Origin of the sequence: Curtobacterium sp. L3-7 (assembly GCF_048756585.1) — a bacterium.
Classification (GTDB): domain Bacteria; phylum Actinomycetota; class Actinomycetes; order Actinomycetales; family Microbacteriaceae; genus Curtobacterium.
On the sequence record NZ_CP151474.1, the window covers coordinates 2,755,029 to 2,779,087 of the forward strand.

Here is a 24,059-nt window from a genome sequence, read left to right on the forward strand (position 1 = left end):
CAGCAGATTACCAGCGCGGCGGGACGCCAGCGGCGTCAGCAGGCGTCGTTCCACTCACGCCGCGGGTGCGCCGGGTCGGTGACGTCGAGCACCGCGGACGCCGCGATCTTGACGTCGGCGCGGCGCTCGAGCCGGCCGGACTCCTGCTCGACCCACATCGACCACCGCCACAGCCCACGCGCGCCGGCACCGAGGACGCCGTGCCCGTGCACCACCAGCACGCCGGGACCTTCGCCCGTCGACCGGAACGGCGCCACCAGGTCGTTCCGCAACGCGTCGGCGTCGGCCGAGCTCGCGACAGCCGCCATGGCGGAGACACCATGCTGCTCGAACCCCGCGACGAGCGCTGCGGCCACCCGCTCGAGGTCGACGCCGTCCTGGCCGTCTATGCCGACGACGGTGCGGTTCGTGCCGACCTGCGCGATCACCTCGTTCGCGATCGCGGCCATCGTGTCGGTCTCTTCTGGTGCCCAGCGTGCCATGCACCCACCGTAGGCTGTCGTGGTGAACGCGAGTCGAGCCTCTCCCCACGCACTCGGCCGTCACGCCGCTCCGCAAGCTCCGCGGCGCGCCGGAACCGGTGCGCGTGGGCCCAGGCAGCCTGTGGAGAACTCGACCGATCCGGACATCGCGACCCCGCTGATCGCCTGGTACCGCGCCGAGGCGCGCGACCTGCCGTGGCGACGCCCCGGCTTCCCGGCCTGGGGCACGCTGGTGAGCGAGATCATGCTCCAGCAGACGCAGGTCGCGCGGGTGGTCCCCCGACTGGAGGCATGGCTCACCCGGTGGCCGACGCCTCGCGACCTCGCCGACTCGCCTCCCGGCGACGCGGTGCGGGCCTGGGACCGGCTCGGCTACCCGAGACGCGCGCTCGCGCTGCACGCCGCGGCGACGGCCATCGCCGAGCAGCACGACAACGTGGTGCCCCGCGACGTCGACGCGCTGCTCGCACTCCCGGGGATCGGCGACTACACGGCCAGGGCGGTGGCGGTCTTCGCGTACGGTGACCGGCACCCGGTGGTCGATGTCAACGTGCGCCGGGTCCTCGCCCGAGCGATCCTCGGCGAGGGCGAGCCAGGACCGGCGAAGGCCAAGCAGGACCTGCCGCTGATGGAGTCGGTGCTGCCGGAGGACCGCGACGACGCGGCGACGACGAACGCCGCCGTGATGGAGCTCGGCGCACTCGTGTGCGTCGCCCGCTCCCCCGCGTGCGACGCGTGCCCGATCGCGGACTGCTGCGCCTGGCGAGCGGCCGGGTACCCGGAACACGACGGACCGCGCGCGCCGAGACAGGCGAAGTTCGCCGGGAGCGACCGACAGGTCCGCGGGCTCGTGATGGCCGAGCTCCGTGCGAGCGACGTGCCGGTCACCCCCGACGAGATCCGGATGGTGTGGCCGGACGACGACCAGCGGGACCGGGCGCTCGCGTCGCTCCTGCGGGACGGACTGGCCGTCGGCGACGACGCGAGCGGCTACCGGTTGCCGGACGGGTCAGACTGAGCGTCGGGACCGACTAGGCGCGTTCCTCGGCGTCGTCGTCGTCCTCGTCGTCGTGCTTGTACGGGTCGGCGTCGCCGGCGTACGTCGCGCCGGCCGAGGCGTTCCGGACCGCTTCGTCGCGCAGCTTGGCCTGCACCAACAGGTCCTCCATGTGCGCCGAGGTGTCCGGCAGGGCGTCGGCGATGAACTCGAGCGACGGCGTCAGCCGAGCGGTGATGTTCTTGCCGACCTCGGTACGGAGCATGCCGGTCGCGGCCTTGAGCGCCGCGGCTGAGTCGGCACGCTCCTCGTCGGTGCCGTACACGGTGTAGAAGACCGACGCGTGCTGCAGGTCACCGGTGACGCGGACGTCCGTGATGGTCACGAACCCGAGTCGCGGGTCACGCAGGCCCTTGTCGATCCGTCGGGCGACGACTTCCTTGATGCGGTCCGCCATCTTGCGTGCGCGCTGCGGATCAGCCATGGGTGCCTCCTGGGGCGGTGGTGGAACGGGGTCGGGCCCCGGCTCCTCCCGCGAAGGAGAGGCCGGGGCCCATGGTGGTCACACGATCAGTCGCGCGGCTTCTCGACGAGCTCGGTGGTCTCGATCTCGTCACCGATCTGGATGTCGTTGTACTTGCCCAGACCGATACCGGCCTCGAAGTCCGTGCGGACCTCGGTGACGTCGTCCTTGAAGCGACGGAGCGACTCGATGGCCAGCCCGTCCGCGAGGACCACGCCGTCACGGATGACGCGCGCCTTGGCGTTGCGCGTGATCGTGCCGGAACGGACGATGACACCGGCGATGTTGCCGAACTTCGAGGACCGGAAGACCTCGCGGATCTCGGCGACACCGGACTGCACCTCTTCGTACTCGGGCTTGAGCATGCCCTTGAGGGACTGCTCGATGTCCTCGAGTGCGTTGTAGATGACCGAGTAGAACCGGACGTCGATGCCTTCACGGGCAGCGCGCTCGCGGGCCTTGACGTCCGGACGGACGTTGAAGCCGACGACGATCGCGTTGTCGATCGTGGCGAGGTCGATGTCCGACTCCGTGATCGCACCCACACCGCGGTGCAGGATGCGCAGCTGGACGCTGTCATCCACCTCGATGTCGAGGAGCGACTGCTCGAGTGCCTCGACGGCACCGGAGACGTCACCCTTGATGATGAGGTTGAGCGAGTCGACCTTGCCCTCTTCGAGTGCGCGGGTGAAGTCCTCGAGCGAGATGCGCTTGCGGGCCTTGGCCAGCTGGGCGTTGCGCTCGGCGGCTTCACGCTTCTCGGCGATCTGGCGTGCCGTGCGGTCCTCTTCGGTGACGAGGAACGTGTCACCGGCGCGGGGCACCGACGACAGACCCTGCACCTGGACCGGGCGGCTCGGCGTCGCTGCTGCGACCGCGTTGCCGTCCTCGTCGGTCATCGCACGGACGCGGCCGTAGGCCGTGCCCGCCACGATGGCGTCACCGACGTGGAGCGTGCCCGACTGGATGAGCACGGTCGCGACGGCACCGCGGCCCTTGTCGAGGCGCGCTTCGATCGCGACACCACGGGCGTCCTTGTCGGGATTCGCACGCAGGTCGAGCCCGGCGTCCGCGGTGAGCAGCACGGCGTCCAGGAGCTCCTGGATGCCGATGTTCTGCCGCGCCGACACGTCGACGAACATGACGTCGCCGCCGTACTCCTCGGCCACCAGGTTGTACTCGGTGAGCTGCTGGCGGACCTTGGCGGGGTTGGCGCCTTCCTTGTCGATCTTGTTCACCGCGACCACGATCGGCACGTTCGCCGACTGCGCGTGGTTCAGCGCCTCGATCGTCTGGGGCATGATGCCGTCGTCCGCCGCGACCACGAGGATCGCGATGTCCGTCACCTGCGCACCACGGGCACGCATGGCGGTGAACGCCTCGTGTCCAGGGGTGTCGATGAAGGTGATCGGGCGCTCGATGCCCTCGTGCTCGGTGGTGATCTGGTATGCACCGATGTGCTGCGTGATCCCGCCGGCTTCGCCCTCGACCACCTTGGAGTTGCGGATGGCGTCGAGCAGTCGGGTCTTACCGTGGTCGACGTGACCCATGACGGTGACGACCGGGGGACGCTGCTGGAGGACGGAGTCGTCTTCCTCTGCGTACTCGGCGTCGATGTCGATGTCGAAGCCCTCGAGGAGCTCGCGGTCTTCGTCTTCCGGCGACACGATCTGGATCTTGTAGCCGAGCTCGTCGCCGAGGACCTCGAAGGTCGCCTCGTCGAGGGACTCCGTGGCGGTCGCCATCTCACCGAGGTGGAACAGCACCGTCACGAGGTTGCCGGGGCTGGCGTCGATCTTGTCCGCGAAGTCCGAGATGCTCGCACCACGACGGAGTCGGACGACCGTGTTGCCGTCACCACGAGGGACCTGCACACCGCCGAGCGACGGGGCCTGCCGCATCTCGTACTCGGCGCGCTTCGTCCGCTTCGACTTGCGGGCACGGCTCTTGCCGCCACCACGACCGAACGCACCGGCGGTACCGCCACCGGGGCCACGACCGCGGCCACCGCCACCGGCGGGACGCGGGCCGCTGAACGCCGGACGCGGGAAGCCGCCACCGGCGCCACCACCGGCACCCGGACGACCACCGGGGCCGCCACGACCGCCGCCACCCTGGCCCGGGCGCTGCCCGAAGCCGTTCGGACGGTTGCCCTGACCGGGACCACCCGGACGCGGAGCACCCGGTCGGGGCGCGCCGGGACGCGGGGGCTGCGGACGCGGGATCCCACCGCCACCGGCACCGCCGGCGGGGCGCTGGCCCATGCCCTGGTTCGACGAGTAGGGGTTGTTGCCCGGACGGGGCGGGCGCGAGCCCATGCCCTGGCTGGACGCGTAGGGGTTGTTGCCCGGTCGTGCACCCGGCTTCGGGCCACCCGGCTTCGGGCCGGCAGCCGCTGCGGGCTTCGGGCCACCCGGCTTCACGGCGTCGGTCTTGGCGGGGCCGTCAGCGGAACCGGAGCTCTTCGACTCGGCTGCCGCCTTCCTGGCTGCTTCTGCCTCGGCCTGTCGCTGTGCGACGGTCTTCGGGGCCGGCGTGACGGGCACGTCGGAATCGTCCGAAGGTGCTGCCACGGCGGGTGCTGCGGCCTCGGGCTCCGGGGTCGGCGCCGGACGCTTGGGTCCGGGCTTCGGGCCACCTGGCTTGGGCGCTGCGGACGTCGCCGCCGGCGCGGGTGTTGCTGCAGCGGGCTTGGCGGACGCCGAAGCACCTTCTGCCTGCAGGGCGGCACGGAGCTTCCGTGCCACGGGGGGCTCGACACTCGAGCTCGGTCCCTTGACGAACTCGCCCAGCTCCTTGAGCTTCTCGAGTGCGGTCTTGCTGTCGACGCCGAGCTCGCTTGCGATCTCGTGTACGCGTGGTTTCGCCACTGTTCTCCTTCACGGGTCCCACCCCGTCAAGGGGCAGGACTCACTGGATGATGGGTCTCATTTCGAGCCGCTCATCAGTTGTCCATAAGCCGTTCAGCCTGTTCTGTCGTGTCCGGGCACTCTTCCGCGAGGTCCCTCGGGTGAGGGAGACTCCGCAGGTAGTCGAGCACCGCAGACGTGTCCGGTTCGCGATCCAGCCGCAGCGCCCGGCGGAAAGCCCTGCGCTTGACGGCCATCTCGTAGGCTTCGACGGCCGGTGTGAGCCACGCTCCCCGGCCCGGCATGACTGCCTTCGGATCCGCCACCACACGTCCGTCGCCCAGGGCGACGACTCGGAGGAGGGAGGATCGGGATGCGCGACGACGACTGCCGATGCACGTTCTGACGGCGACCACTCTACTCCTTGCCTCCGACGACCGCGATCCGGCGCGCCCGGACGGGGCACGCCGAGCGCGAAACGCGCCCGTCAGGACTCGTCGTCGTCTCAGGACTCGTCGTCGTCCAGGATCGAATCCGGCTGGATGTCGATGCGCGCACCCGTGAGCTTCGCGGCGAGTCGGGCGTTCTGCCCTTCCTTGCCGATCGCGAGCGACAGCTGGTAGTCCGGCACCAGGGCGCGGACCGCCTTCGTCGACGCGTCGAGCACGAAGGCGCTCGTCACCTTCGCCGGCGACAGCGCGCTCGCCACGAAGGTCGCGAGGTCGGGCGACCAGTCCACGATGTCGATCTTCTCGGCACCGAGCTCGGTCGTCACGGCGCGCACGCGGGCACCGAGCTCGCCGATGCACGCGCCCTTCGCGTTGACGCCCGGCTCGTTCGCCTTGACCGCGATCTTCGTGCGGTGACCGGCTTCACGAGCGAGCGAGGTGATCTCCACGACACCGGAGGCGATCTCCGGGACCTCGAGCGCGAACAGCTTGCGGACCAGACCCGGGTGCGTGCGCGACACCGTGATCTGCGGGCCCTTGTTGCCGCGGCCGACGCTCGTCACGTAGACGCGGAGGCGGGAGCCGTGCGTGTACGTCTCCCCAGGGACCTGCTCTTCGGGCGGCAGGATGGCCTCGACGGTGCCGAGGTCGACGTGCACCATCTTCGGGTTCGGGCCCTGCTGGACCACACCCGCGACGATGTCGCCCTCCTTGCCGCGGAACTCGCCGAGGATCTTGTCGTCGCCGATGTCGCGGAGTCGCTGGTTGATGACCTGCTTCGCCGCGAACGCCGCGATGCGGCCGAAGTCGCTCGGCTGGTCGACGGCCTCGCCGATGACGGTGCCCTCGTCGTCGCGCTCCGGCACGAAGACGCTGACCTCGCCGGTCTTCCGGTCGAGCTCGACGCGGGACTGCGCGTCGGCCGGCTCGCCGTTCTCGTCGGTGTGCTTGTGGTACGCGGTCAGGATGGCCGACTCGATGATCTGGACGAGTTCTTCGAACGGGATCTCCCGTTCACGCTCCATGAGTCGCAGGACTGCGAGATCGATCTTCACCGAGGGCCTCCGTATTCAGCTGAGTCGCTCCCGCGCACTGGAACCGCGCAGAAGTCGGCGTCCAGACTACCGCACTGCTGGTGGCCGCCCGCGCCGGCTAGATCGCGCGGACCGCCTCGAGCAGGTCGGCGACCGGCACCTCGGTGCGCTCACCGCTCGCGCGGTTCCACAGTTCGACGATGCCGTCGGCGGCACCACGACCGGAGACGATCACGATCGGCATGCCCAGCAGCTCGGCGTCGCGGAGCTTCACGCCGGGAGAGACCTTCGGACGGTCGTCGTACAGCACGTCGTACCGTTCGTGCTCGAGCGAGGCGACGATCGACGTGGCGAGGTCGTACGCGGTCTCGTCTCGGCCCGTGGCGACCACGTGCACGTCGAACGGCGCGACGTGCTTCGGCCACGCGAGGCCCTTGTCGTCGTTGTGCGCCTCGGCCAGGATCGCGAGGATGCGGGTGACGCCGATGCCGTACGAGCCCATCGTCACGGTGGCGAGCTTGCCGTTCTCGTCCTGCACCTTGAGCCCGAGGGCCTCCGCGTACTTGCGGCCGAGCTGGAACACGTGGCCGATCTCCATGCCGCGGGCGGTCTCGAGCGGGCCGGAGCCGTCGGGTGCGGGGTCGCCCGCACGGACGTCGGAGACCTCGACCACGCCGTCGGCGACGAAGTCACGCCCGGCGACGAGGCCCGAGACGTGGAGGCCGCGCTCGTTCGCGCCGGTCACCCACGCCGTGCCGTCGACGACGCGCGGATCGACGAAGTACCGGATGCCCGTCGCGCTCTCCTCGCCGAGGACCTGCGGGCCGATGTAGCCCTTGATCAGGCCCTTGTGCTTCCGGAAGTCGTCGTCACCAGCGGCTTCGACCTCGGCGGGGGCGAACGAGACCTCTGCCCGCTTCATGTCGACGTCGCGGTCGCCGGGGAGCCCGACGACGACGATCTCCCGCGTGCCGTCGAGGTGCGTCAGCGCGAGCACGACGTTCTTGAGCGTGTCGGCGGCCGTCCACGGCGCACCGTCACGCGGAGCGACCTGGTTGGCGTGCTCGACGAGTGTGTCGATCGTCGGGGTGTCCGACGCCGGCAGCAGCACGGGCTCGGGCTGGCCGTCGATCGGCAGGGCGTCGGGGACCGGGGTGACGTACGCCTCGACGTTGGCCGCGTACCCGCCGGCACTGCGCACGAAGGTGTCCTCGCCGACCGCGATCGGGTGCAGGAACTCTTCCGACTTGGAGCCGCCCATCGCGCCGGCGTCGGCCTTGACGATCACGTACTCGAGGCCGAGGCGGGCGAAGATCTTCTCGTAGGCGTCGCGCATCACCTGGTAGCTGCGGTCGAGCCCGGCGTCGTCGAGGTCGAACGAGTACGCGTCCTTCATGGTGAACTCGCGACCGCGCAGGAGCCCGGCACGGGGACGCGCTTCGTCGCGGTACTTGTCCTGGATCTGGAAGAGCGTGACCGGCAGGTCCTTGTACGACGAGTACAGGTCCTTCACCAGGAGCGCGAACATCTCCTCGTGCGTGGGGGCGAGCAGGTAGTCGGAACCCTTGCGGTCCTGCAGGCGGAACATGCCGTCGCCGTACTCGGTCCAGCGGTTCGTCGCTTCGTACGGCTCACGCGGCAGGAGTGCCGGGAGCAGGACTTCCTGCGCGCCCGCGGCGACCATCTCCTCGCGGATGATGCCCTCGATCTTGGCGCGCACGCGCAGCCCGAGCGGCAGCCACGCGAAGATCCCCGGGGACTGGCGACGGACGTACCCGGCGCGGACGAGCAGCTTGTGGCTCGTCACCTCCGCGTCGGAGGGGTCGTCGCGGAGCGTGCGGAGGAAGAGATGCGAAAGCCGTGTGACCACGGACGCAAGCCTAGCGGCGGTGGAACCGGTCGTGCGACGGGCCGGGACCCGCGTGGAGAAGCCGCCACGGGCCTCCAGACCGGGGCTACGCGGTGATGACCTCGGGCTTGCCGGTCGCGGCCGCAGGACCCATCTCGTCGGCCAGGCGGTTCGCCTCCGCGATGAGGGTGGCGACGATCTCGGCCTCCGGCACGGTCTTGATGACCTGGCCCTTGACGAAGATCTGGCCCTTGCCGTTGCCGGACGCGACGCCGAGGTCGGCCTCGCGGGCTTCACCGGGGCCGTTCACGACGCAGCCCATCACGGCGACGCGGAGCGGCACGGTCATGCCCTCGAGCCCCGTCGTGACGTCGTTCGCGAGCTGGTAGACGTCCACCTGGGCGCGACCGCAGCTCGGGCAGGAGACGATCTCGAGCTTGCGCTCGCGGAGGTTCAGCGACTGCAGGATCTGCAGGCCGACCTTCACCTCCTGCGCGGGGGGCGCGGACAGGGACACGCGGATGGTGTCGCCGATGCCCTCGCTGAGCAGGATGCCGAACGCGGTGGCGCTCTTGATGGTGCCCTGGAACTCCGGACCGGCCTCGGTCACGCCGAGGTGCAGGGGCCAGTCGCCGCGCTCGGCGAGCTGCCGGTAGGCCTTCACCATCACGATCGGGTCGTTGTGCTTGACCGAGATCTTGAAGTCGTGGAAGTCGTGCTCCTCGAACAGGCTCGCTTCCCAGACGGCCGACTCGACGAGCGCCTCCGGGGTGGCCTTGCCGTACTTCTGGAGCAGGCTCGGCTCGAGCGACCCGGCGTTCACCCCGATGCGGAGGCTGACGTTCGCCGCCTTGGCCGCCGCGGCGATCGCGCCCACCTGGTCGTCGAACTTGCGGATGTTGCCCGGGTTCACGCGGACGGCGGCACATCCGGCGTCGATCGCCTGGAAGACGTACTTCGGCTGGAAGTGGATGTCGGCGATCACCGGGATCTGCGACTTCTTCGCGATGATCGGCAGCGCGTCGGCGTCGTCCTGGGTCGGCACCGCCACGCGGACGATGTCACAGCCGGACGCCGTGAGCTCGGCGATCTGCTGCAGGGTCGCGTTGATGTTCGTGGTCGGCGTCGTGGTCATCGACTGCACGGACACCGGCGCGTCGCCACCGACCAGCACCTTGCCGACCCGGATCTGCCGGGACTTGCGACGGGGGGCGAGGGTTTCCGGGGCCTTGGGCATACCGAGATTCACTGCGGGCACGCATCGAACTCTACGCGCTCCGGGTGCGCGCGAACCTCAGAGCGTGTCGACGACCGTGATCAGTGGGGCGTACAGGCGCATGGTGTCGAGCGCGCGCTCGTGGTCCGCGTCACTCGCGCCGGCGCAGGCGTCCGCGACGACCGTCACGCGGGCGCCGGCGTCCGCCGCCGCGAGCGCGGTCGACAGGACGCAGCAGTCCGTCGACACGCCGGTCAGGACCAGGTGCGGCTGGTCGCCGACGACGGACTGGAGGCCCGTCCCCCACTTGCCGAACGACGTCTCGGTGACGACCGGGCCGTCCAGGGCCGCGAACGGCTCCGTCAGGTCGTACAGCGGATCGTCGGCGGGGACGAGCGCGAAGGGCCAGTCCCGGTAGTAGTCGACCCACGCACCCTGCGGGTGCTCCGGCGCGACGAAGCGGGTACGGACCGTCCGATCCGTGAACCGCGGGAGCAGGCGCTGGATCCCCGCAGCTGCGTCGTCGAAGCGCGGCGCGGCCCACTGGCTGTCGCCGGTGAAGACGCGTTGCATGTCGATCACGACGAGCCACGCGTCGCCGGTGTCCGGTGCCGACGTCACGGGTGCAGCTCCGTCGCGGGGACGCTGTCGATCGGCTCGGTCACCGGCAGCGCCTCCTGCTCGCGGATCGACCGGCGGGCGAAGAGCAGCGTCCCGAGGAACCCGACGACCAGGGCCACCAGCACACCGAGGTTCGCGTACGCCCATGCACCCGTGCGACCGCCGAGTCCGAACGGCTCCAGCAGGTACCCCTGCCAGTTGAGCCATGACGGGACGCCGTACGTGTTCGTCACCAGTCCCCAACCGAGGGCGGTCCCGAGCACGACGAGCCCGATCGCTCCCCAGCGGACGTCACCGTACCGGCCGGTCGTCGCGTGCAGCTCCCCCTCGGCGTAGGCCTTCCGGCGCAGGACGACGTCGGCCACGAAGACGCCGCACCACGCCGCGATCGGGACGCCGAGCGTCACCAGGAACGCCTGGAACGGCGAGATGAAGTCGGTCGCGAAGAACACCACGTAGATCGCACCGGCGACCATGAAGACGCCGTCCACCCCCGCGGCGACCGGGCGCGGGATGCGGATCCCGGCACTCAGCAGTGCGAGTCCGGAGGAGTAGATGTCGAGGACCGCGCCGCCGACCAGGCCGAGGATGGCGACGATCGCGAACGGCACGAGGAACCAGACCGGCAGCAGCGTGGTGAGCGCGCCGATCGGGTCGGCACTGATGTCGGTGTTCAGCTGCTTCGACGACCCGGCGAGCAGGACCCCGGTGACGACGAGCACCACCGGAGCGAGCGCTCCCCCGAACGTCGTCCACCACACCACCCCGCCCGTCGAGGCCGACCGCGGCAGGTAGCGCGAGTAGTCGGCGGCGGCGTTCACCCAGCCGAGGCCGAACCCGGTCATCACGAGGACCAGTGCGCCGACGACGTTCTGCGCGCTCCCGGACGGCAGCGCCGCGAGTGCCCCGAAGTCGATCGACCCGGCGACGAGCACGATGTAGACGACCGTCAACACGGCGGTGATCACGGTGATCCACGCCTGCAGCCGCATGATCACGTCGAACCCGGCGATGCCGGCGCCGATCACCAGCGCGGCGACGACCACGAGCGCGACGAGCTTCGTCACCACGCCGTCGTCCCAGCCGAGCTCCCGGAACACCGTCGACGTCGCGAGCACCGCCAGCGCGGCGAGCGAGGTCTCCCACCCCACGGTGAGGATCCAGCTCAGGAACGACGGCAGTCGGTTGCCCCGCACGCCGAAGGCCGCGCGGCTCAGGACCATGGTCGGCGCAGAACCGCGCTTGCCGGCGATCGCCACGATGCCGCACAGCAGGAACGAGAACACGACCCCGATGACGGACACCACGGTCGCCTGGACCACGGAGATCCCGAAGCCCAGCACGAACGAGCCGTAGCTCAGCCCGAGGACGGAGATGTTGGCGGCGAACCACGGCCAGAACAGTCCGCGGGGCCGCCCCTTCCGCTCGGACTCGGCGATGACGTCGATGCCCTGCCGTTCGACGGCACGGACCTCGGGCGCTGTGCTCATGCGCTGAGCGTAGTGCTGGCGAGGCCTATCCGAACAGGTTCACCGGCCGCACGATGTCGGCGTAGATCAGCAGTGCGCTCATGCCGGCGAGCAACACCACGACGACCATCGTGAGCGGCATGGTCTTCGCGAGGTCGATGGGACCGGGGTCCGCCTTGCCGACGAGCTTGAAGGCGCGACGCTTGATCGCCTCCCAGAGGGCGCCGGCGATGTGGCCGCCGTCGAGTGGCAGGAGTGGCACCATGTTCAGCACGAACAGGCCGATGTTCAGCGACGCCAGCAGCCCGAGGATCGTGTAGATCTTGTCGACCACGGGGACACCGCTCATCGACGACACCGTGCCGATCGCCCGACCGACACCGACCACGGACACCGGGCTGTCCGACGAACGCTCCTGGGCGCCGAAGGCCGCGTTCCAGACCGCGACGAGGCGCTGCGGGAGGTCGATGATGAGGTGGGCGGACGCCCCGATCTGCGCCCCGGTGGCCGGGAGCACCGCAGCGGGCGACTGCCGCACGAGCGTCTGGCCGATCGAGACCCCGACCACACCGACCTGCTGGGTCTTCGCGGTGCCGTCGTCGTTCTTCACGACCTTCCCCTGCGCGTCGTAGACGTCGCGGGTGGCCAGCGCCGGCGTGACCTCGAGGGTCTTCCGTGCACCGTCGCGCTCGACGACGACCTCGACCGACTTGCCAGCCGACTCCTGGAACGTGTCGGAGACCTCGGTGATCGTCGGGTTCTCCTTGCCCCCGACGGCGAGGACCACGTCGCCGGAGCGGATCCCCGCTTCCTTCGCCGGAGAGACGGCGTCCCCCGGTGAACACGTGGTCGTCGCGGTCGTCGGGAGCACGCAGTCGACGCTCGACGTGAAGGTCGTGGTCGGCGCGCCGAACCCGACGAGCAGCACACCGAACAGGACGATCCCGATCACCAGGTTCATCGCCGGACCGGCGACCATCACGATGATGCGCTTCCACGGGGTCAACCGGTAGAACGCCCGCGAGTCGTCGCCGCCGGACTCCGCGATCTGCTCGGCGCTGGCCTGCCTGGCGTCCTGCACGAACGCGCTGTACATGCCCGTGTTCGTGATGGCGCGGCCGGAGGCGCGGGGCTTCAGCATGCCGACCATCGAGATGTAGCCGCCGAGCAGGATCGGGCGGATGCCGTACTCGGTCTCGCCCCGACGGAACGACCAGAGCGCCTTGCCGAAGCCGAGCGAGTACTGCGTCACCTTCACGCCGAAGAGCTTCGCGAACGCGAGGTGACCGAGCTCGTGGAGCCCGATCGAGATCAGCAGGCCGACGATGAAGACGACCACGCCGAGGACGAAGAGGAGCACGGTTCCGACGGTCACCGGAGAAGCGTACGGGACGCTGGCAAAGAAGCAGCCGAACGTGTCCTGGGTGGTGACCCGTGCCTCTCCGCACCGGCACGGCCCGTGCGCCGCTGGCGCGTCGCCCGGGAACCGGCGGCGTGGGCCCTGCCCGTCTCCGCGTCAGCGGGCCAGCGCGCGGTCCGCAGCGGTGCGTGCCCACCGCTCCGACGCGAGGACGCCGTCGAGCGACGGCTCCGTGGGCTCGTGCGACTCCACCACCCGCTCGATCGTCTCCACGATGTCGAGGAAGCCGATCGCGCCGGCGTGGAACGCGGCGACGGCCTGCTCGTTCGCTGCGTTGAACACGGCCGGGTACGTACCGCCGAGTTCGCCGACCCGCTTCGCCAGTGCCACCGCACCGAACGCCTCGTCGTCGAGCGGCTCGAACGTCCACGTGCTCGCCGAGGTCCAGTCGAGCGGGACCCCGACACCGGGCACACGGTGCGGCCACGCGAGGCCGAGCGCGATGGGCAGCCGCATGTCAGGGGGCGATGCCTGCGCGATCGTGGACCCGTCGGTGAACTCCACCATCGAGTGCACGATCGACTGGGCGTGCACCGTGACGTCGATGCGGTCGTACGGCACGCCGAAGAGCAGGTGCGCCTCGATCACCTCGAGGCCCTTGTTCACCAGGGTGGCCGAGTTCGTCGTCACCACGAGGCCCATGTCCCACGTCGGGTGCGCGAGTGCCTGCTGCGGCGTCACGTCGAGGAGGCTCGCACGGGACCTGCCGCGAAATGGGCCACCGCTGGCCGTCAGGACCAGGCGGCGGACCTCGGCGTCGGTGCCCGAGCGGAGGGCCTGCGCGATGGCGGAGTGCTCGCTGTCGACCGGGACGATCTGGCCGGGTGACGCTGCCGCCTGCACGAGCGGGCCGCCGACGATCAGGCTCTCCTTGTTCGCCAGGGCGAGGGTGGCGTCCGTCTCGAGCGTCGCGAGCGTCGGGCCGAGGCCCACGGAGCCGGTGATGCCGTTGAGCACGACGTCCGCCTCGACGCTGCGGATCAGGCGCTCGGCGTCTGCGGCCCCCAAGGCGGTGTCGCGGACGCCGAACTCGGCAGCCTGCTCGGCCATCGTGGCGGCGTTCGTCCCCGCGGTGAGGCCGACGACCTCGAAGCGGTCGGGGTTGCGGGCGACGACGTCGAGCGCCTGCGTGCCGATCGAGCCGGTGCTGCCGAGGACGATGATGCGGCGGCGTTCGTGCTCCGTCTGCGGGACCGCGGTCACGGGATCAGCCCTTCGCGAGCAGGTCCACGACGAAGACCAGGGTCGCGTTCTTCGGGATGTCGGATCCCTCCGGTGGGTTGGCGCCGTAGCCGTCCTCCGGGGTGACGACGATCATGACCTGGGAGCCGACCTTCTGGCCGACCAGTCCGGTCACGAAGCCCTTGATCAGGGAGCCCTCGGCGATGGTGAAGGTCGTCGGCGCGCCCTTCGACCACGAGGAGTCGAACTCCTTGCCGCCGTCGTAGAGGACGCCCTTGTACTGCACCAGCGCCGTGTCCCCCTCGGCGATCTCGTCGCCGTCGCCCTGCTTGATGACCTCGGCGGTGGTCTTGGTCGGAGCGGTGGTGTCCGGGATGGTGATCTCCGGTTCACCGTCGGACTTGTCCTTGACGGTCGGCAGGTCGGGGTTCTGCGTCTGAGCCGCCCCCGTGGACTTCGTCGGCGTCTGCGCGATGACGTCGGCCACGACGACGATGTTGCCGCCGGTGTTGAACCCGAGCGCGGACGAAGCGCCGACGGCAGCGATGCGGTCGCCGACGTGCGAGCACGCGAGGAGCGCACCGAAGCCGCTGCCACCGACGGACAGGACCTGGGCGTTGCCCTGGTCGAACCCGACCGTCCCGAGCTTCTTCGCGTCCGACGCCTGGTAGACGCTGTAGGCGACCTGTGTGTAGTCGCCGTTCTTCAGCGCCGCGCCGGAGCCCTTGGTGACGGTCGTCGCCTGCGGCGGCGTCGCCTTGATCCCCTTGGAGAACGTCACGGTCGGGGCCGTCTTGCCGCCGAAGTCACCGGAGACGTCGATCGCAGCCGAGGCCTTCCCTGGCTTCGGGCAGCTGGTGATCGCCGACGCGGTCGCGCTGGACGACGCGGACGGGGTCGCCGACGAGTCGGTGGAACCGGAACCGGAGCAGGCGGCCAGTCCGAGGACGACGGCGGGCACCAGGGCGATCGGGAGCAGGCGGAGACGCTTCACGGGCACCTAGTCTGCCTCACTCGTCGATGAGTCGGCTCCGAGTCGGGGTTCGCCTGGTCGACCGGCCGGGTCGGCGACGATGGTCGTGGCGTCGTGGTGGACCGGGAAGGCCACCGACCGGGCGATGAAGCAGAGGGCGTTCGCGGCCGCGTGCGCCGCCTCGGCATCTGCGACGCGGTCGGCTTCGGCGATCGTCACGACCGGGTGGAGCGTCGCGCCGGTCAGTTCGCCGGAGCCGTCGCGGTTCAGGTTCATCGAGGCGGTGGCACGGTCCTCGTACGCCAGGACGGTGAATCCCTGCGTCACCGCGACGTGCAGGTAGCTGAGCATGTGGCACTGGGCGAGCGCCGCCGTCACCATCTCCTCCGGGTTCCAGCGATCGCGGTCGCCACGGAACGTCGGGTCGGCGGACCCGAGGACATCGGGCTTGCCGGTGGCGGAGACCACGTGGTCGCGTCCGTACTCGCGGTACCCACTGGCGCCGGTCCCACGGTCGCCGGTCCAGCGGACCTCGACCTCGTAGGTGTGGTCGTGCATGCCTGCTCCCCTTCCAGGGCGATCCGGTGCCGTGCGGCTCGGTACGATCTCGGTATGACGGAGAGCTCCGATGTCCGCACCGACCGCCATCCTCTCACCGCCGACGGCTCCGTCGAGCTCGCGGTGCTCGAACGCTCCGGCTTCGACGAAAGCCGGCACATCGGAGCCGGTGTCGTCGTCGACGCCTCGGGCACGGTGATCGACTCCGTCGGGGACATCTCCGCGAGCATCTTCCCGCGCTCCACGATGAAGCCGTTCCAGGCGCTCGCCATCCGACGGGCCGGCGCGCGGTTCTCGGACGCGGAACTCGTGATGACGACGGCGAGCCACGCCGGAACGCCGTCGCACCAGGCGCTGGCCGAGCACATGCTGGCCTCCTTCGACCACGTCGAGGCCGACCTCGGGTGTCCGCCGGACATGCCGTACGACCGGGCGACGGCGCGGACCATGACCGAGCCCCGCCGGCTCGCGATGAACTGCTCCGGCAAGCACGCCGGCATGCTCGCCGCCTGCCGGGTGAACGGGTGGGACGCCGCGACCTACCTCGACATCGACCACCCGATGCAGCGCGCCGTCCGGGCCACCGTCGAGGACGCGACCGGTGAGGTCGTCGACGTGGTCGGCGTCGACGGGTGCGGGGCGCCGGTGTTCCCGCTGACGTTCACCGGCATGGCCCGTGGCATCGCGGGAGTGGTACAGCGCGGCGACCCCGACACGGCGGCCCTCACCGACGCGATCCTCGCGAACCCCTGGGCGATCGACGGGGTCGGGCGAGCGAACACGGTCACGATCGAGCGGCTCGGGCTCGTCGCCAAGCTCGGCGCCGAGGGGGTCATGGTCATGGCTGCGCCCGGCGGTCCCGCGGTCGTCGTCAAGGTCCTCGACGGAGCACTCCGCGCCGGCACGCTGGCAGCACTCACGCTGCTCGAGCGGAACGGCGTCGTCTCGGCGGACGGTGTCGCCGACGTGCTCGGCACCACCGGCGAGAAGGTCCTGGGCGGCGGCGTCCCGGTCGGGTCGATCCGCCCCGGTGCCGGGCTCCGCTAGACCGCAGGCGGGTCGAGGCCCGGGAGCACCGGGGCCAGTGCCATCCCGACGGATTCGTCCGGGTCGCCGCGGAGCGTGCAGCCGTACCGGGTGACCTCGATGGTGGGACAGGGTCGGCGTGGTCGGAACCGCAGATCGGGAACGAGCACGACGGACCCGCCCCTGCTGCCGTCTGCGCCGACAAGCACGGCCACCGCGAACCCGGACGGCAGCGTCGCGACCGGCGCGCAGGCCAGCTCGGGCAGGACGACGTCGGCGCCGTGGGCGACCCGGAGCTCCTGATCGGCGGTCGCCGTCGCCCCGAGGGCTGCCGTGACCGCCGCGAAGACACCGGCGGCCAGTGCGCCACGACCGACGACCAGCACGCCGTCGAGGCGGTCGATCGACACCGGTCCTCCCCCGATCACCCGGCCGACGTGCAGTGCACCGCCGTCGAGCGCACGGCCATCGGGCGCCGGCTCGGCGACCACCTCGTCCATGGGGAAGCGCGCCTCCACCGACGCGGGGCGGTCGGTGTCCGCCGACCGCGACCGCACGACCGACGCGATCGCACCGAGGACGACGGCCGCTGACAGGGCAGCGGTTCGCTGTCCTGGTGGGCCCGGGAGCGACGCGGCAGCTCCGGCCACGACGGCGACGGCCAACACGGACCATCGAACGGCTGGTGCTCCCATGTCGTCGAGTCCATCGCACCACGACGACGAACGAGAGCGGGCGCCGGAGCCCGTGGAGAACCCCGGCGCCAGCCGTCGTGTGCAGGGAGGTGCTACTGCACGAGGAAGAACTGCTCGCCGATGTCCACGCGGGCGCCGCGCTCGACCCGGTACCGACGACCCGGCTCGCAACGGCGGATCGATCCGTCGATGTGCCGGATGACGGACCCGTTGCCGGAGAACCGGTCGGACACCCAGAGGTCGGCGTCATCGCGCCCGAGCTCGAGGTGCGTCTTCGACACGGACTTGCCCGGGTCGTGGATCGTCAGCAGGTCGTCGAACCGTTCGCCGGGCTCGGGGCGGGGCAGACGCCCGAGCAGTCCGGTCCCGTGGATGCCGATGCGCTCACCGGTGCTGAAGTGCAGGACGAAGGGCGCACGCGTCGGGGTCTTCGTGACGATCCGCGTCTCGTCCACGTCCTCGTCGAGCTGTGCGGACTCGTCGGCGTCGCTGCTCGAGGGCACGGCGTCTGCGTCGGACAACGGTCGAGCAGGCTCCGCACCGGGAATGGGCGGCAGGGGCGCAACGGTCGGGACAGGCGGGAGGGGTGCTGCGGTCGGGACGGATGCGTCCTCGCGCGCGGGCACGTCCTCTCGCGACACCTCGACGTCGTCCGCCGCCTGGACCTGGTCCGTCGGCTTCGCGTCGTCCGTCGGCTCGACGTCGTCCGTCGGCTCGACGTCGTCCGTCGGCCCGACCTCGTCCGTCGGCTCGGGGTCGTCCGTCCGCTCGACGTCGTCCGTCGGCGCGTCGACCGGGATCTCGTCGTCCGGTGCTTCCACCGGCGACCCGTCGTCGTTCGCCGCCCAGTCGGGACGGTCCATCGGCAACGGCATCACGGGACCGGTGAACGCGGCGGTGACCGCGGGACGGACCGCCCCGCACTCGCCGCAGAAGATGTCGTCGGGCTCGAGCCGGTGGCCGCACACGTGGCACGTCGTCGGCTGCAGCCCAGGCTGGACCAACGGTGTGGGACGCATCGGCCGGCGGTCGACCAGCGGCTCGACGACCGCGGTGTCGCCCGGCCGGGCAGCGGTGTCGACCTCAGGGAGGACATCGGGCGTGGCCTCGTCCTGAACCTGCGCGGCCGACGGCTCGGCCGGCGAGACTGCGTCGTCGCGATCGGCGGACACCGACTCCGTCACCGGTTCGGCAGTGGCCGACTGCTCGTCGACGGCTCGTCCGATCCACCAGGACGGCGCGCTCGGAGCGGTCGCGGGTGCAGGCTCCGGCGCCCAGAACGGCGCGGCCGCGGCCTCGGCCACGGGCTGCGACGGCTGGAACGTCGGCGGCACCGGGGTGGTCCCTGCGCCGGAGCGGGGTGCGACGCGCGTGACCTCCGGGTCGTCCTCGACGGCAACGGGCTCGGCCGGGAACGCGTCCGGGTCGAGCGGCGGCTCCGTCGGCGCCTGCGTGCTCGGAGAACCCTCGCCGCCCGTCCACGCACCGAGGCCGCTGCCGGCACCGTGCACGTGGGTCGGCGCGGAGCGGGGCGCGTAGGCGTCCGGCGTCCGGACGGGAACGGGCGCGGTCGGACCGGCCTGCTGGCGATCGACACCGGTGAGCCAGGCCCTGGTGGCGGGGTCGAGCGTCGACTCCGGCAGCCACGCCTCAGCGGCGGGGTCCTGGCGACGGCCGTGCTGGTCCGGCTGCTGGAGCGGCGGCGGTGTCGCACGGTCGACGGGCTCGGGCGCGACGGATCGTCGCCCGGGAGCCGCGTTCACCGCTCGACCGCACTCACCGCAGAAGATCGCTCCGTCCGGGAGCACCGATCCGCAGTGTTCGCATCTGATCACAGGTTGCCTCTGTCCTCGTCCGGCCCGCCGTGACGCTCGTCGGGCCTCCGGACATCGTAGTCACCGCCGGCTCCACCCCGTCGCTGGCCGGCACCCACACGCCGTCGGAGTGCGCCGCCGACACGTGCGACAGCTGCGCCCGGTGCGGTGCTGCGCAGCGACCTCGTCGACACGGCGGTCCGGATGCGCTCCCGCCGGGTCCGTCCGTCGCGGAGCTGCCCGATCGCGGTGTCGGTGGCCTCCCACATGCGGTCCGCAGTGCGGTCGTCCGCCTCGCTCGGGCCGAACACCGCTCGGTCCGCCAGCGCGGCGAGTCCGGTGCCGCCGTCCCCCGGGGCGCTCGACGCGACCTCTCGTCGCGTCGACTCCGCGCGGACGTCGTGTCCGCGGTCGAGCAACGCATCCCGGTACTCGTCCCACGCGCCGACGATGCGGCCCCTGGCAGTCGCGGCCCGGCGGCGGCGACGACGACGGATCCGCTTCAGGAGCACGATCACGCCGAACGGCAGCAACACCAGGGCGACGAACGCGAGGGTCCCGAGCACCCACGGCAGTGCCGCGAGCAGGATCTGCAACCAGAGCGGTGGCTGGTCCGGCGTGTTCCGGTCGCTCTGCGGCGGCGTCTGCTGGTCCTGGTCCTGCTGGTCGACTGGCGGCGGCGGCACCACCGTCTCGGGCCTGGTGACCGGTTGCGAGGTCTGCTCCTGCTCCTTCGGGATCTCCCGGACGGTCGGGTTGGGGTTCAGGGTGACCCATCCCCACTGCGCCGTGTCCACCTCGATGCGGGCCGTCACGTCGGAACCGCGGAACGTCGTCGTGCCGGCAGCACCGGAGGAGGACGGCGTCGATCCGGAGTCACCCCCCGCTGCGAAGCCCAGCACGACCCTGGTGGGGAAGCCGATCGACTCGGACATCAGCGCCGCCGCGACGGCGTACTGCTCCTGGTCGCCGAGCATCAGCGGCGAGGTGAGGAGTTCCTGGATGCGGTCGGCACCGTGGCCCGAACGGCTGACCCGGTCGTCCCCCACACCGTGGCTGACGTACCCGTTCCGCTGCAGCGCCTGCACCACGGCCACGAGCTTCGCCCCGTCGCTCTGGGCATCGGTGGTCGTCGACTCGACGGTGTCGCGCACGGCGTCGGGGACGTTGCGAGCCGCAGGGACCGTTGCGGTTCCCGGACGCGCGGTCGCCAGCTGTTCCTCCGTCGGCTGGTCGGGGACCACCGCGGTGAGGTCGTACCGCGTGCCGTCCTGCACCCCGCCGACGACCGCTCCGGTGCGGGTCGATGCGTTGTAGAAGAACGCACTGCGCTCCCGCTCCCCCGCAGCGCCCGCGAACTCGACGCGTTCGAGGTCGCCGACGGTCGGGAGCCAGACCCCGGAGTAGCCGTCCACGGTCACCCCGACGTGCACGGTGGTCCCGCTCACGCCGCGGACGTCCACCGACGTCGGGACACGCTCGAAGGTGCCCGACGCCGACGCGCCGTCCGTCCCGCCGACGCGGTAGACCACGCCGTCGTACGTGTCCAGCGTGGCGATCCGGACGAACCCGTTCTCCGGCAGGCCGGTGACACGGAGCTGCGTGGTGTCCGCCTCGGTCGATTCCTCGTAGGCCCGGAAGCCGCTGAGCGGGCTGACGTAGTCGCGGGGATCGAACGGCTTGACGACGTCCGTCCTCGCGACCGTCCGCGCGGTGGTCGGCGGCGCGACCAGCCCCAGTCCGGTCGCGACGACCGCCGCAGCGACGATCGTCCCCGTCCCGACCAGGGCCGGCCGGACGACGGACCTGGTCACCGTGACACGGGCGCCGATCGTCTCGGCCACCGCGACCGCGCGGCGCGCGTGGCGCACCGTGAGCGCCCAGACGAGCGCGATGCCGGTGAGCACGACCGCGAGGGCGAGCGACGTGTCGAGACGGCTCGGCCCGACGACCACACCGGCGGCGAACAGCACCAGTGCCGGGATGCTCGCCAGTTCCTGCCTGGAGGCACGGGTCGCCACGCTCACGGACGTCACCGTCGCGACGAGGAGCGTCACGAAGAACGGCACCAGGAGGGCTTCGTAGGTCCCGACCGGCAGGCTGATGGTGACGAGCCGCTTCCAGCCGAGCGCGACGCCGGAGAAGAGGTCCAGGAGGCCCTGGCCGGTCGGGAGCACCCCGTTCGCCTCCCCCGGCACGGCGGCGGGGACACCGGTCACCGTGAACGCCGCGACCGTCGCGATCGCGACGACCGCGGTCGGCAGACGGAAGACGGCCCCGAGCAGCGCGACGAGCGAACCGACGAGCACCGCGGTGACCGCGGCGACGACCATGCCGTCGTCGCGGTACACCGGCCACCACGCGACGCTCGCGACCGCCAGGAGCAGCCACACGACGAGCGTGCCGCCGACGAGCCGGAACGCCGGCACCCGTCGGGCCCGACGTCGCGTGTCCCGCCGTGCGCGCGACGGCACCACCGCGGGGGCGCTCATGCGGCGGCCGATCGGTGCAGCGCGTGACGGAGGTCGTCGAGGTAGCCGATCGTCATCACGGTCAGTCCTGGCACTCGCACGAACCGCGGGACGGCCTCGGGCTCGCAGATCACGGCGACGACCTCGACGCCGATCGGGAAGCGGGTGGCGGCGAGGCGGAGCGCGGGGAGTTCGACCACAGAGCCGACGACGAGGAACGCCACCGAGATCCCGGCTGTGTCGTTGCCCACGATGCGAGCGACCTCGGCGACGGGCAGGCAGGCGTCCGCCAGGCCGACGGTCGCGAAGTCGTCCAGCAGTCGCGTCGGGGTCACGGTCGGTAGGCGGTGCACGGCGTAGACGGCGCGCTTGGCGAACTCCGGGGTGCGTTCGGACACGACGACCGTGACCTCTCGGCCGTCTCGCACCGCACGGCTGCCGAGGGACGCCGCAGCGCTGACCGCGAGCTCGAACTCCTCGTCGTCAGCGAACTCGGTCCTGGAGATGCCGAGCGCGATCACCAGGTGCGACCGACGCGTGTCCTCGAACTGGCGCACCATGAGCGCGCCGGTCTTGGCCGTCGACTTCCAGTGGATGTTCCGGGGATCGTCACCCGGCATGTACTCACGGATCGCGTGGAAGGAGATGTCGGCAGGCGAGAGGTCGGTCGTCGCCTGCCCCTCGAGGTCCCGGACCAGACCGGTGCTGGTCGACGGGATCGCAACCGTCCTCGGGTGCACGATGACCTGTTCGCGAGCGGTCCAGACGATCTCCCGGCGCACGAGGCCCACCGGGTCGGCGCGGACACCCGTCACCGGACCGACGTCGAGGACCCCTCGGCGGACCGTCGGGACGGGCACCTCCCGTTCGAACGTGCCACGAGGAGCGATGGTCGGGATCGCGACGTCCACGAGTCCGGCGCCGACCGGCACCTCGACCGTGATCGGGACGGACGGCAGACGTGCGGGGTTCTCCGCGGTGACGGTCACGCCCGCCGGGTCACCGACCGCGACCCGGCGGACCGGGAGGCTCATCCGGATGAGCAGCCTCGACCCGCCGATGAGCGCGACGGCTGCGACGACCACGAGCAGGGCACCGGCGAAGCCGACGACGACGACCTCGCGCAGGCCGAAGACGTACCCCGTGACGAACGCGACGAGCGTGAGCGCGGCGACCGTCCAGCCCAGGCCGGTGACCACCGACGAGACCTCGGCCCACCCGCGTGCCACGAGCCTCCAGGCCGTGCGCCACAGACGGACGATCCCGACGACCGCGTCGGCGGCGACGCCGTCGCGGTCGCCGACCAGCCGCGTGCGGACGTTCGTCAGGCCGGCGACCGTCCCCGTGCGCTCGTACGCCGTGCTCGAACGACGCGACCGCGTCGACGAGGGACGGCGCGAGCGCGTGGAGACGGGCCGGCGGTCCGTCACGACGTGACCCGGTCCGCGGGCGGCGGGGTCTCCACCAGGAGCTGGGAGACGACGCTCGAGGCACTGACGCCGTCGAACTCCGCCTCGGCGTCGAGCACGAGACGGTGGGCGAGCACGGGCTCCGCGAGTGCCTTGACGTCGTCGGGGGTGACGTAGTGCCGGCCGCTCAGCGCCGCGAACACGCGCGACGCGCGCATGAGCCCCATCGCACCACGGACACTGACGCCGAGGCGGACCTCGCTCGCCGAACGCGTGGCGTCCACGAGGCGGGCGACGTAGTCGGCGATCGTCGCGTCGACGTGCACCGTGCGGGCCAGCGCCGCCATCTCCGTGATCGTCGCAGCGGGCACCACGCTCGCGAGCGGGACCGACGAGGCCGGCGCCGAGGAGGTCTCGAGTATCTTCACCGTCGCCGCGTGGTCGGGGTAGCCGATCGACGTCTTCATCAGGAAGCGGTCGAGCTGCGCCTCCGGGAGCCGGTACGTGCCCGCCTGCTCGATGGGGTTCTGCGTCGCGATGACCATGAACGGCGCCGCGAGCCGGTGGTTCACGCCGTCCACCGTGATCGCGGATTCCTCCATCGCCTCCAGGAGCGCAGACTGCGTCTTCGGGCTCGCGCGGTTGATCTCGTCGGCGAGCACGATGTTCGCGAAGACCGGGCCGCGGTGGAACTCGAACTCCTGGGCGCGCTGGTCGTAGACGCTGATGCCGGTGATGTCACCAGGCAGCAGGTCCGGGGTGAACTGGATCCGGTTCGTCGAGCCCTGCACGCTCTGCGCCAGCGCCCGCGCCATGCTCGTCTTCCCGGTGCCGGGGACGTCCTCCAGCAGCAGGTGGCCCTCGCTGAGCATCGCCGTGACCGCGAGTCGGATCACGAACGTCTTCCCCAGGAGCACCTGCTCGACGTTGGTCACGATGCGGCCGGAGACGTCGGCGAACCAGGTGGCCTGCTCGGGGGTCATGCTCATGTGAAGGGGTTCCTCGTGTCGGTCGGCTCGGGT

At 71.2% G+C, this 24,059-nt stretch carries 20 protein-coding genes; 2 read left to right on the forward strand and 18 right to left on the reverse strand.

Translation table 11 applies throughout. The annotated features are described in order from the left end of the window. Positions 1 to 35 precede the first annotated feature (35 nt). Positions 36 to 482 (reverse strand): hypothetical protein, encoded by a 447-nt coding sequence (locus tag AAEP80_RS13380; protein WP_420364762.1) that lies wholly within the window; start codon positions 480 to 482, stop codon positions 36 to 38. A 121-nt stretch (positions 483 to 603) separates the two neighbouring features. Between AAEP80_RS13380 and AAEP80_RS13385 the strand changes: the two genes are divergently transcribed. Next, positions 604 to 1,500: an A/G-specific adenine glycosylase gene (locus AAEP80_RS13385; protein WP_420364763.1), complete on the forward strand. Its 897-nt coding sequence runs from the start codon at positions 604 to 606 to the stop codon at positions 1,498 to 1,500. Between the two features lie 13 nt (positions 1,501 to 1,513). On the opposite strand, the gene rbfA is transcribed toward AAEP80_RS13385, so the two are convergent. The 12 genes from rbfA to AAEP80_RS13445 form a co-directional block, all read right to left on the reverse strand. Beyond that, positions 1,514 to 1,963 (reverse strand): 30S ribosome-binding factor RbfA, encoded by a 450-nt coding sequence (rbfA, locus tag AAEP80_RS13390; RefSeq protein ID WP_413601792.1) that lies wholly within the window; start codon positions 1,961 to 1,963, stop codon positions 1,514 to 1,516. Between the two features lie 86 nt (positions 1,964 to 2,049). Next, positions 2,050 to 4,872, reverse strand: a complete 2,823-nt coding sequence (gene infB, locus AAEP80_RS13395) for a translation initiation factor IF-2 (RefSeq protein ID WP_420364764.1) — start codon at positions 4,870 to 4,872, stop codon at positions 2,050 to 2,052. Between the two features lie 74 nt (positions 4,873 to 4,946). Next, entirely contained in the window at positions 4,947 to 5,267 is a 321-nt protein-coding gene (locus tag AAEP80_RS13400) for a DUF448 domain-containing protein (protein WP_420364765.1), read from the reverse strand. Positions 5,268 to 5,356: 89 nt separating this feature from the next. After that, positions 5,357 to 6,355, reverse strand: a complete 999-nt coding sequence (nusA, locus tag AAEP80_RS13405) for a transcription termination factor NusA (RefSeq protein ID WP_413601791.1) — start codon at positions 6,353 to 6,355, stop codon at positions 5,357 to 5,359. A 97-nt stretch (positions 6,356 to 6,452) separates the two neighbouring features. Then, positions 6,453 to 8,204: a proline--tRNA ligase gene (locus AAEP80_RS13410; RefSeq protein ID WP_420364766.1), complete on the reverse strand. Its 1,752-nt coding sequence runs from the start codon at positions 8,202 to 8,204 to the stop codon at positions 6,453 to 6,455. Between the two features lie 85 nt (positions 8,205 to 8,289). Next, the gene (gene ispG, locus AAEP80_RS13415) at positions 8,290 to 9,420 is read right to left on the reverse strand and encodes a flavodoxin-dependent (E)-4-hydroxy-3-methylbut-2-enyl-diphosphate synthase (protein WP_402728989.1); all 1,131 of its coding nucleotides are present in this window, start codon (positions 9,418 to 9,420) and stop codon (positions 8,290 to 8,292) included. Between the two features lie 57 nt (positions 9,421 to 9,477). Further along, on the reverse strand, positions 9,478 to 10,020 hold the full coding sequence (locus tag AAEP80_RS13420; RefSeq protein WP_420364767.1) for a cysteine hydrolase family protein: 543 nt from the start codon (positions 10,018 to 10,020) through the stop codon (positions 9,478 to 9,480). Continuing rightward, positions 10,017 to 11,510, reverse strand: coding sequence for a purine-cytosine permease family protein (locus tag AAEP80_RS13425; protein WP_281264728.1), 1,494 nt, complete (start codon positions 11,508 to 11,510; stop codon positions 10,017 to 10,019). The genes AAEP80_RS13420 and AAEP80_RS13425 overlap by 4 nt, the downstream gene beginning before the upstream one ends. 25 nt (positions 11,511 to 11,535) lie before the next feature. Then, complete coding sequence (locus AAEP80_RS13430) at positions 11,536 to 12,864, reverse strand: M50 family metallopeptidase (RefSeq protein ID WP_420364768.1); 1,329 nt, start codon at positions 12,862 to 12,864, stop codon at positions 11,536 to 11,538. Between the two features lie 141 nt (positions 12,865 to 13,005). Beyond that, the gene (dxr, locus tag AAEP80_RS13435; RefSeq protein ID WP_420364769.1) at positions 13,006 to 14,112 is read right to left on the reverse strand and encodes a 1-deoxy-D-xylulose-5-phosphate reductoisomerase; all 1,107 of its coding nucleotides are present in this window, start codon (positions 14,110 to 14,112) and stop codon (positions 13,006 to 13,008) included. A 4-nt stretch (positions 14,113 to 14,116) separates the two neighbouring features. After that, the gene (locus AAEP80_RS13440; RefSeq protein WP_420364770.1) at positions 14,117 to 15,091 is read right to left on the reverse strand and encodes an FKBP-type peptidyl-prolyl cis-trans isomerase; all 975 of its coding nucleotides are present in this window, start codon (positions 15,089 to 15,091) and stop codon (positions 14,117 to 14,119) included. After that, complete coding sequence (locus tag AAEP80_RS13445) at positions 15,092 to 15,622, reverse strand: OsmC family protein (RefSeq protein ID WP_420364771.1); 531 nt, start codon at positions 15,620 to 15,622, stop codon at positions 15,092 to 15,094. A 54-nt stretch (positions 15,623 to 15,676) separates the two neighbouring features. Here AAEP80_RS13445 and AAEP80_RS13450 point away from each other — a divergent pair, with 54 nt between their 5' ends. Further along, on the forward strand, positions 15,677 to 16,669 hold the full coding sequence (locus AAEP80_RS13450; RefSeq protein WP_420364772.1) for an asparaginase: 993 nt from the start codon (positions 15,677 to 15,679) through the stop codon (positions 16,667 to 16,669). Here the strand turns inward: AAEP80_RS13450 and AAEP80_RS13455 are convergent. The 5 genes from AAEP80_RS13455 to AAEP80_RS13475 all read right to left on the reverse strand — a co-directional run bounded on the left by AAEP80_RS13455 (position 16,666) and on the right by AAEP80_RS13475 (position 24,026). Further along, positions 16,666 to 17,313: a hypothetical protein gene (locus tag AAEP80_RS13455; protein WP_420364773.1), complete on the reverse strand. Its 648-nt coding sequence runs from the start codon at positions 17,311 to 17,313 to the stop codon at positions 16,666 to 16,668. The two genes, AAEP80_RS13450 and AAEP80_RS13455, sit on opposite strands and share 4 nt — an antisense overlap. 122 nt (positions 17,314 to 17,435) lie before the next feature. Continuing rightward, entirely contained in the window at positions 17,436 to 19,106 is a 1,671-nt protein-coding gene (locus tag AAEP80_RS13460) for a hypothetical protein (RefSeq protein ID WP_420364774.1), read from the reverse strand. Between the two features lie 68 nt (positions 19,107 to 19,174). Continuing rightward, a complete protein-coding gene (locus tag AAEP80_RS13465; RefSeq protein ID WP_420364775.1) occupies positions 19,175 to 21,649 on the reverse strand; it encodes a transglutaminaseTgpA domain-containing protein in 2,475 nt (824 codons plus the stop codon). Further along, entirely contained in the window at positions 21,646 to 23,058 is a 1,413-nt protein-coding gene (locus AAEP80_RS13470) for a DUF58 domain-containing protein (RefSeq protein WP_420364776.1), read from the reverse strand. Before AAEP80_RS13470 ends, AAEP80_RS13465 begins: the two co-directional genes overlap by 4 nt. Continuing rightward, positions 23,055 to 24,026, reverse strand: coding sequence for an AAA family ATPase (locus tag AAEP80_RS13475; protein ID WP_281264739.1), 972 nt, complete (start codon positions 24,024 to 24,026; stop codon positions 23,055 to 23,057). The genes AAEP80_RS13470 and AAEP80_RS13475 overlap by 4 nt, the downstream gene beginning before the upstream one ends. Between the last annotated feature and the right edge of the window lie 33 nt (positions 24,027 to 24,059).

What these genes read in the sequence shown, in the direction of transcription:
- ispG (WP_402728989.1), bottom strand. Translation starts at nt 9,420, where the DNA reads ATGCCCAAGGCCCCGGAAACCCTCGCCCCCCGTCGCAAGTCCCGGCAG.
- rbfA (WP_413601792.1), bottom strand. Translation starts at nt 1,963, where the DNA reads ATGGCTGATCCGCAGCGCGCACGCAAGATGGCGGACCGCATCAAGGAA.
- AAEP80_RS13445 (WP_420364771.1), bottom strand. Translation starts at nt 15,622, where the DNA reads ATGCACGACCACACCTACGAGGTCGAGGTCCGCTGGACCGGCGACCGT.
- AAEP80_RS13380 (WP_420364762.1), bottom strand. Translation starts at nt 482, where the DNA reads ATGGCACGCTGGGCACCAGAAGAGACCGACACGATGGCCGCGATCGCG.
- AAEP80_RS13450 (WP_420364772.1), top strand. Translation starts at nt 15,677, where the DNA reads ATGACGGAGAGCTCCGATGTCCGCACCGACCGCCATCCTCTCACCGCC.
- AAEP80_RS13465 (WP_420364775.1), bottom strand. Translation starts at nt 21,649, where the DNA reads ATGAGCGCCCCCGCGGTGGTGCCGTCGCGCGCACGGCGGGACACGCGA.
- AAEP80_RS13475 (WP_281264739.1), bottom strand. Translation starts at nt 24,026, where the DNA reads ATGAGCATGACCCCCGAGCAGGCCACCTGGTTCGCCGACGTCTCCGGC.
- AAEP80_RS13425 (WP_281264728.1), bottom strand. Translation starts at nt 11,510, where the DNA reads ATGAGCACAGCGCCCGAGGTCCGTGCCGTCGAACGGCAGGGCATCGAC.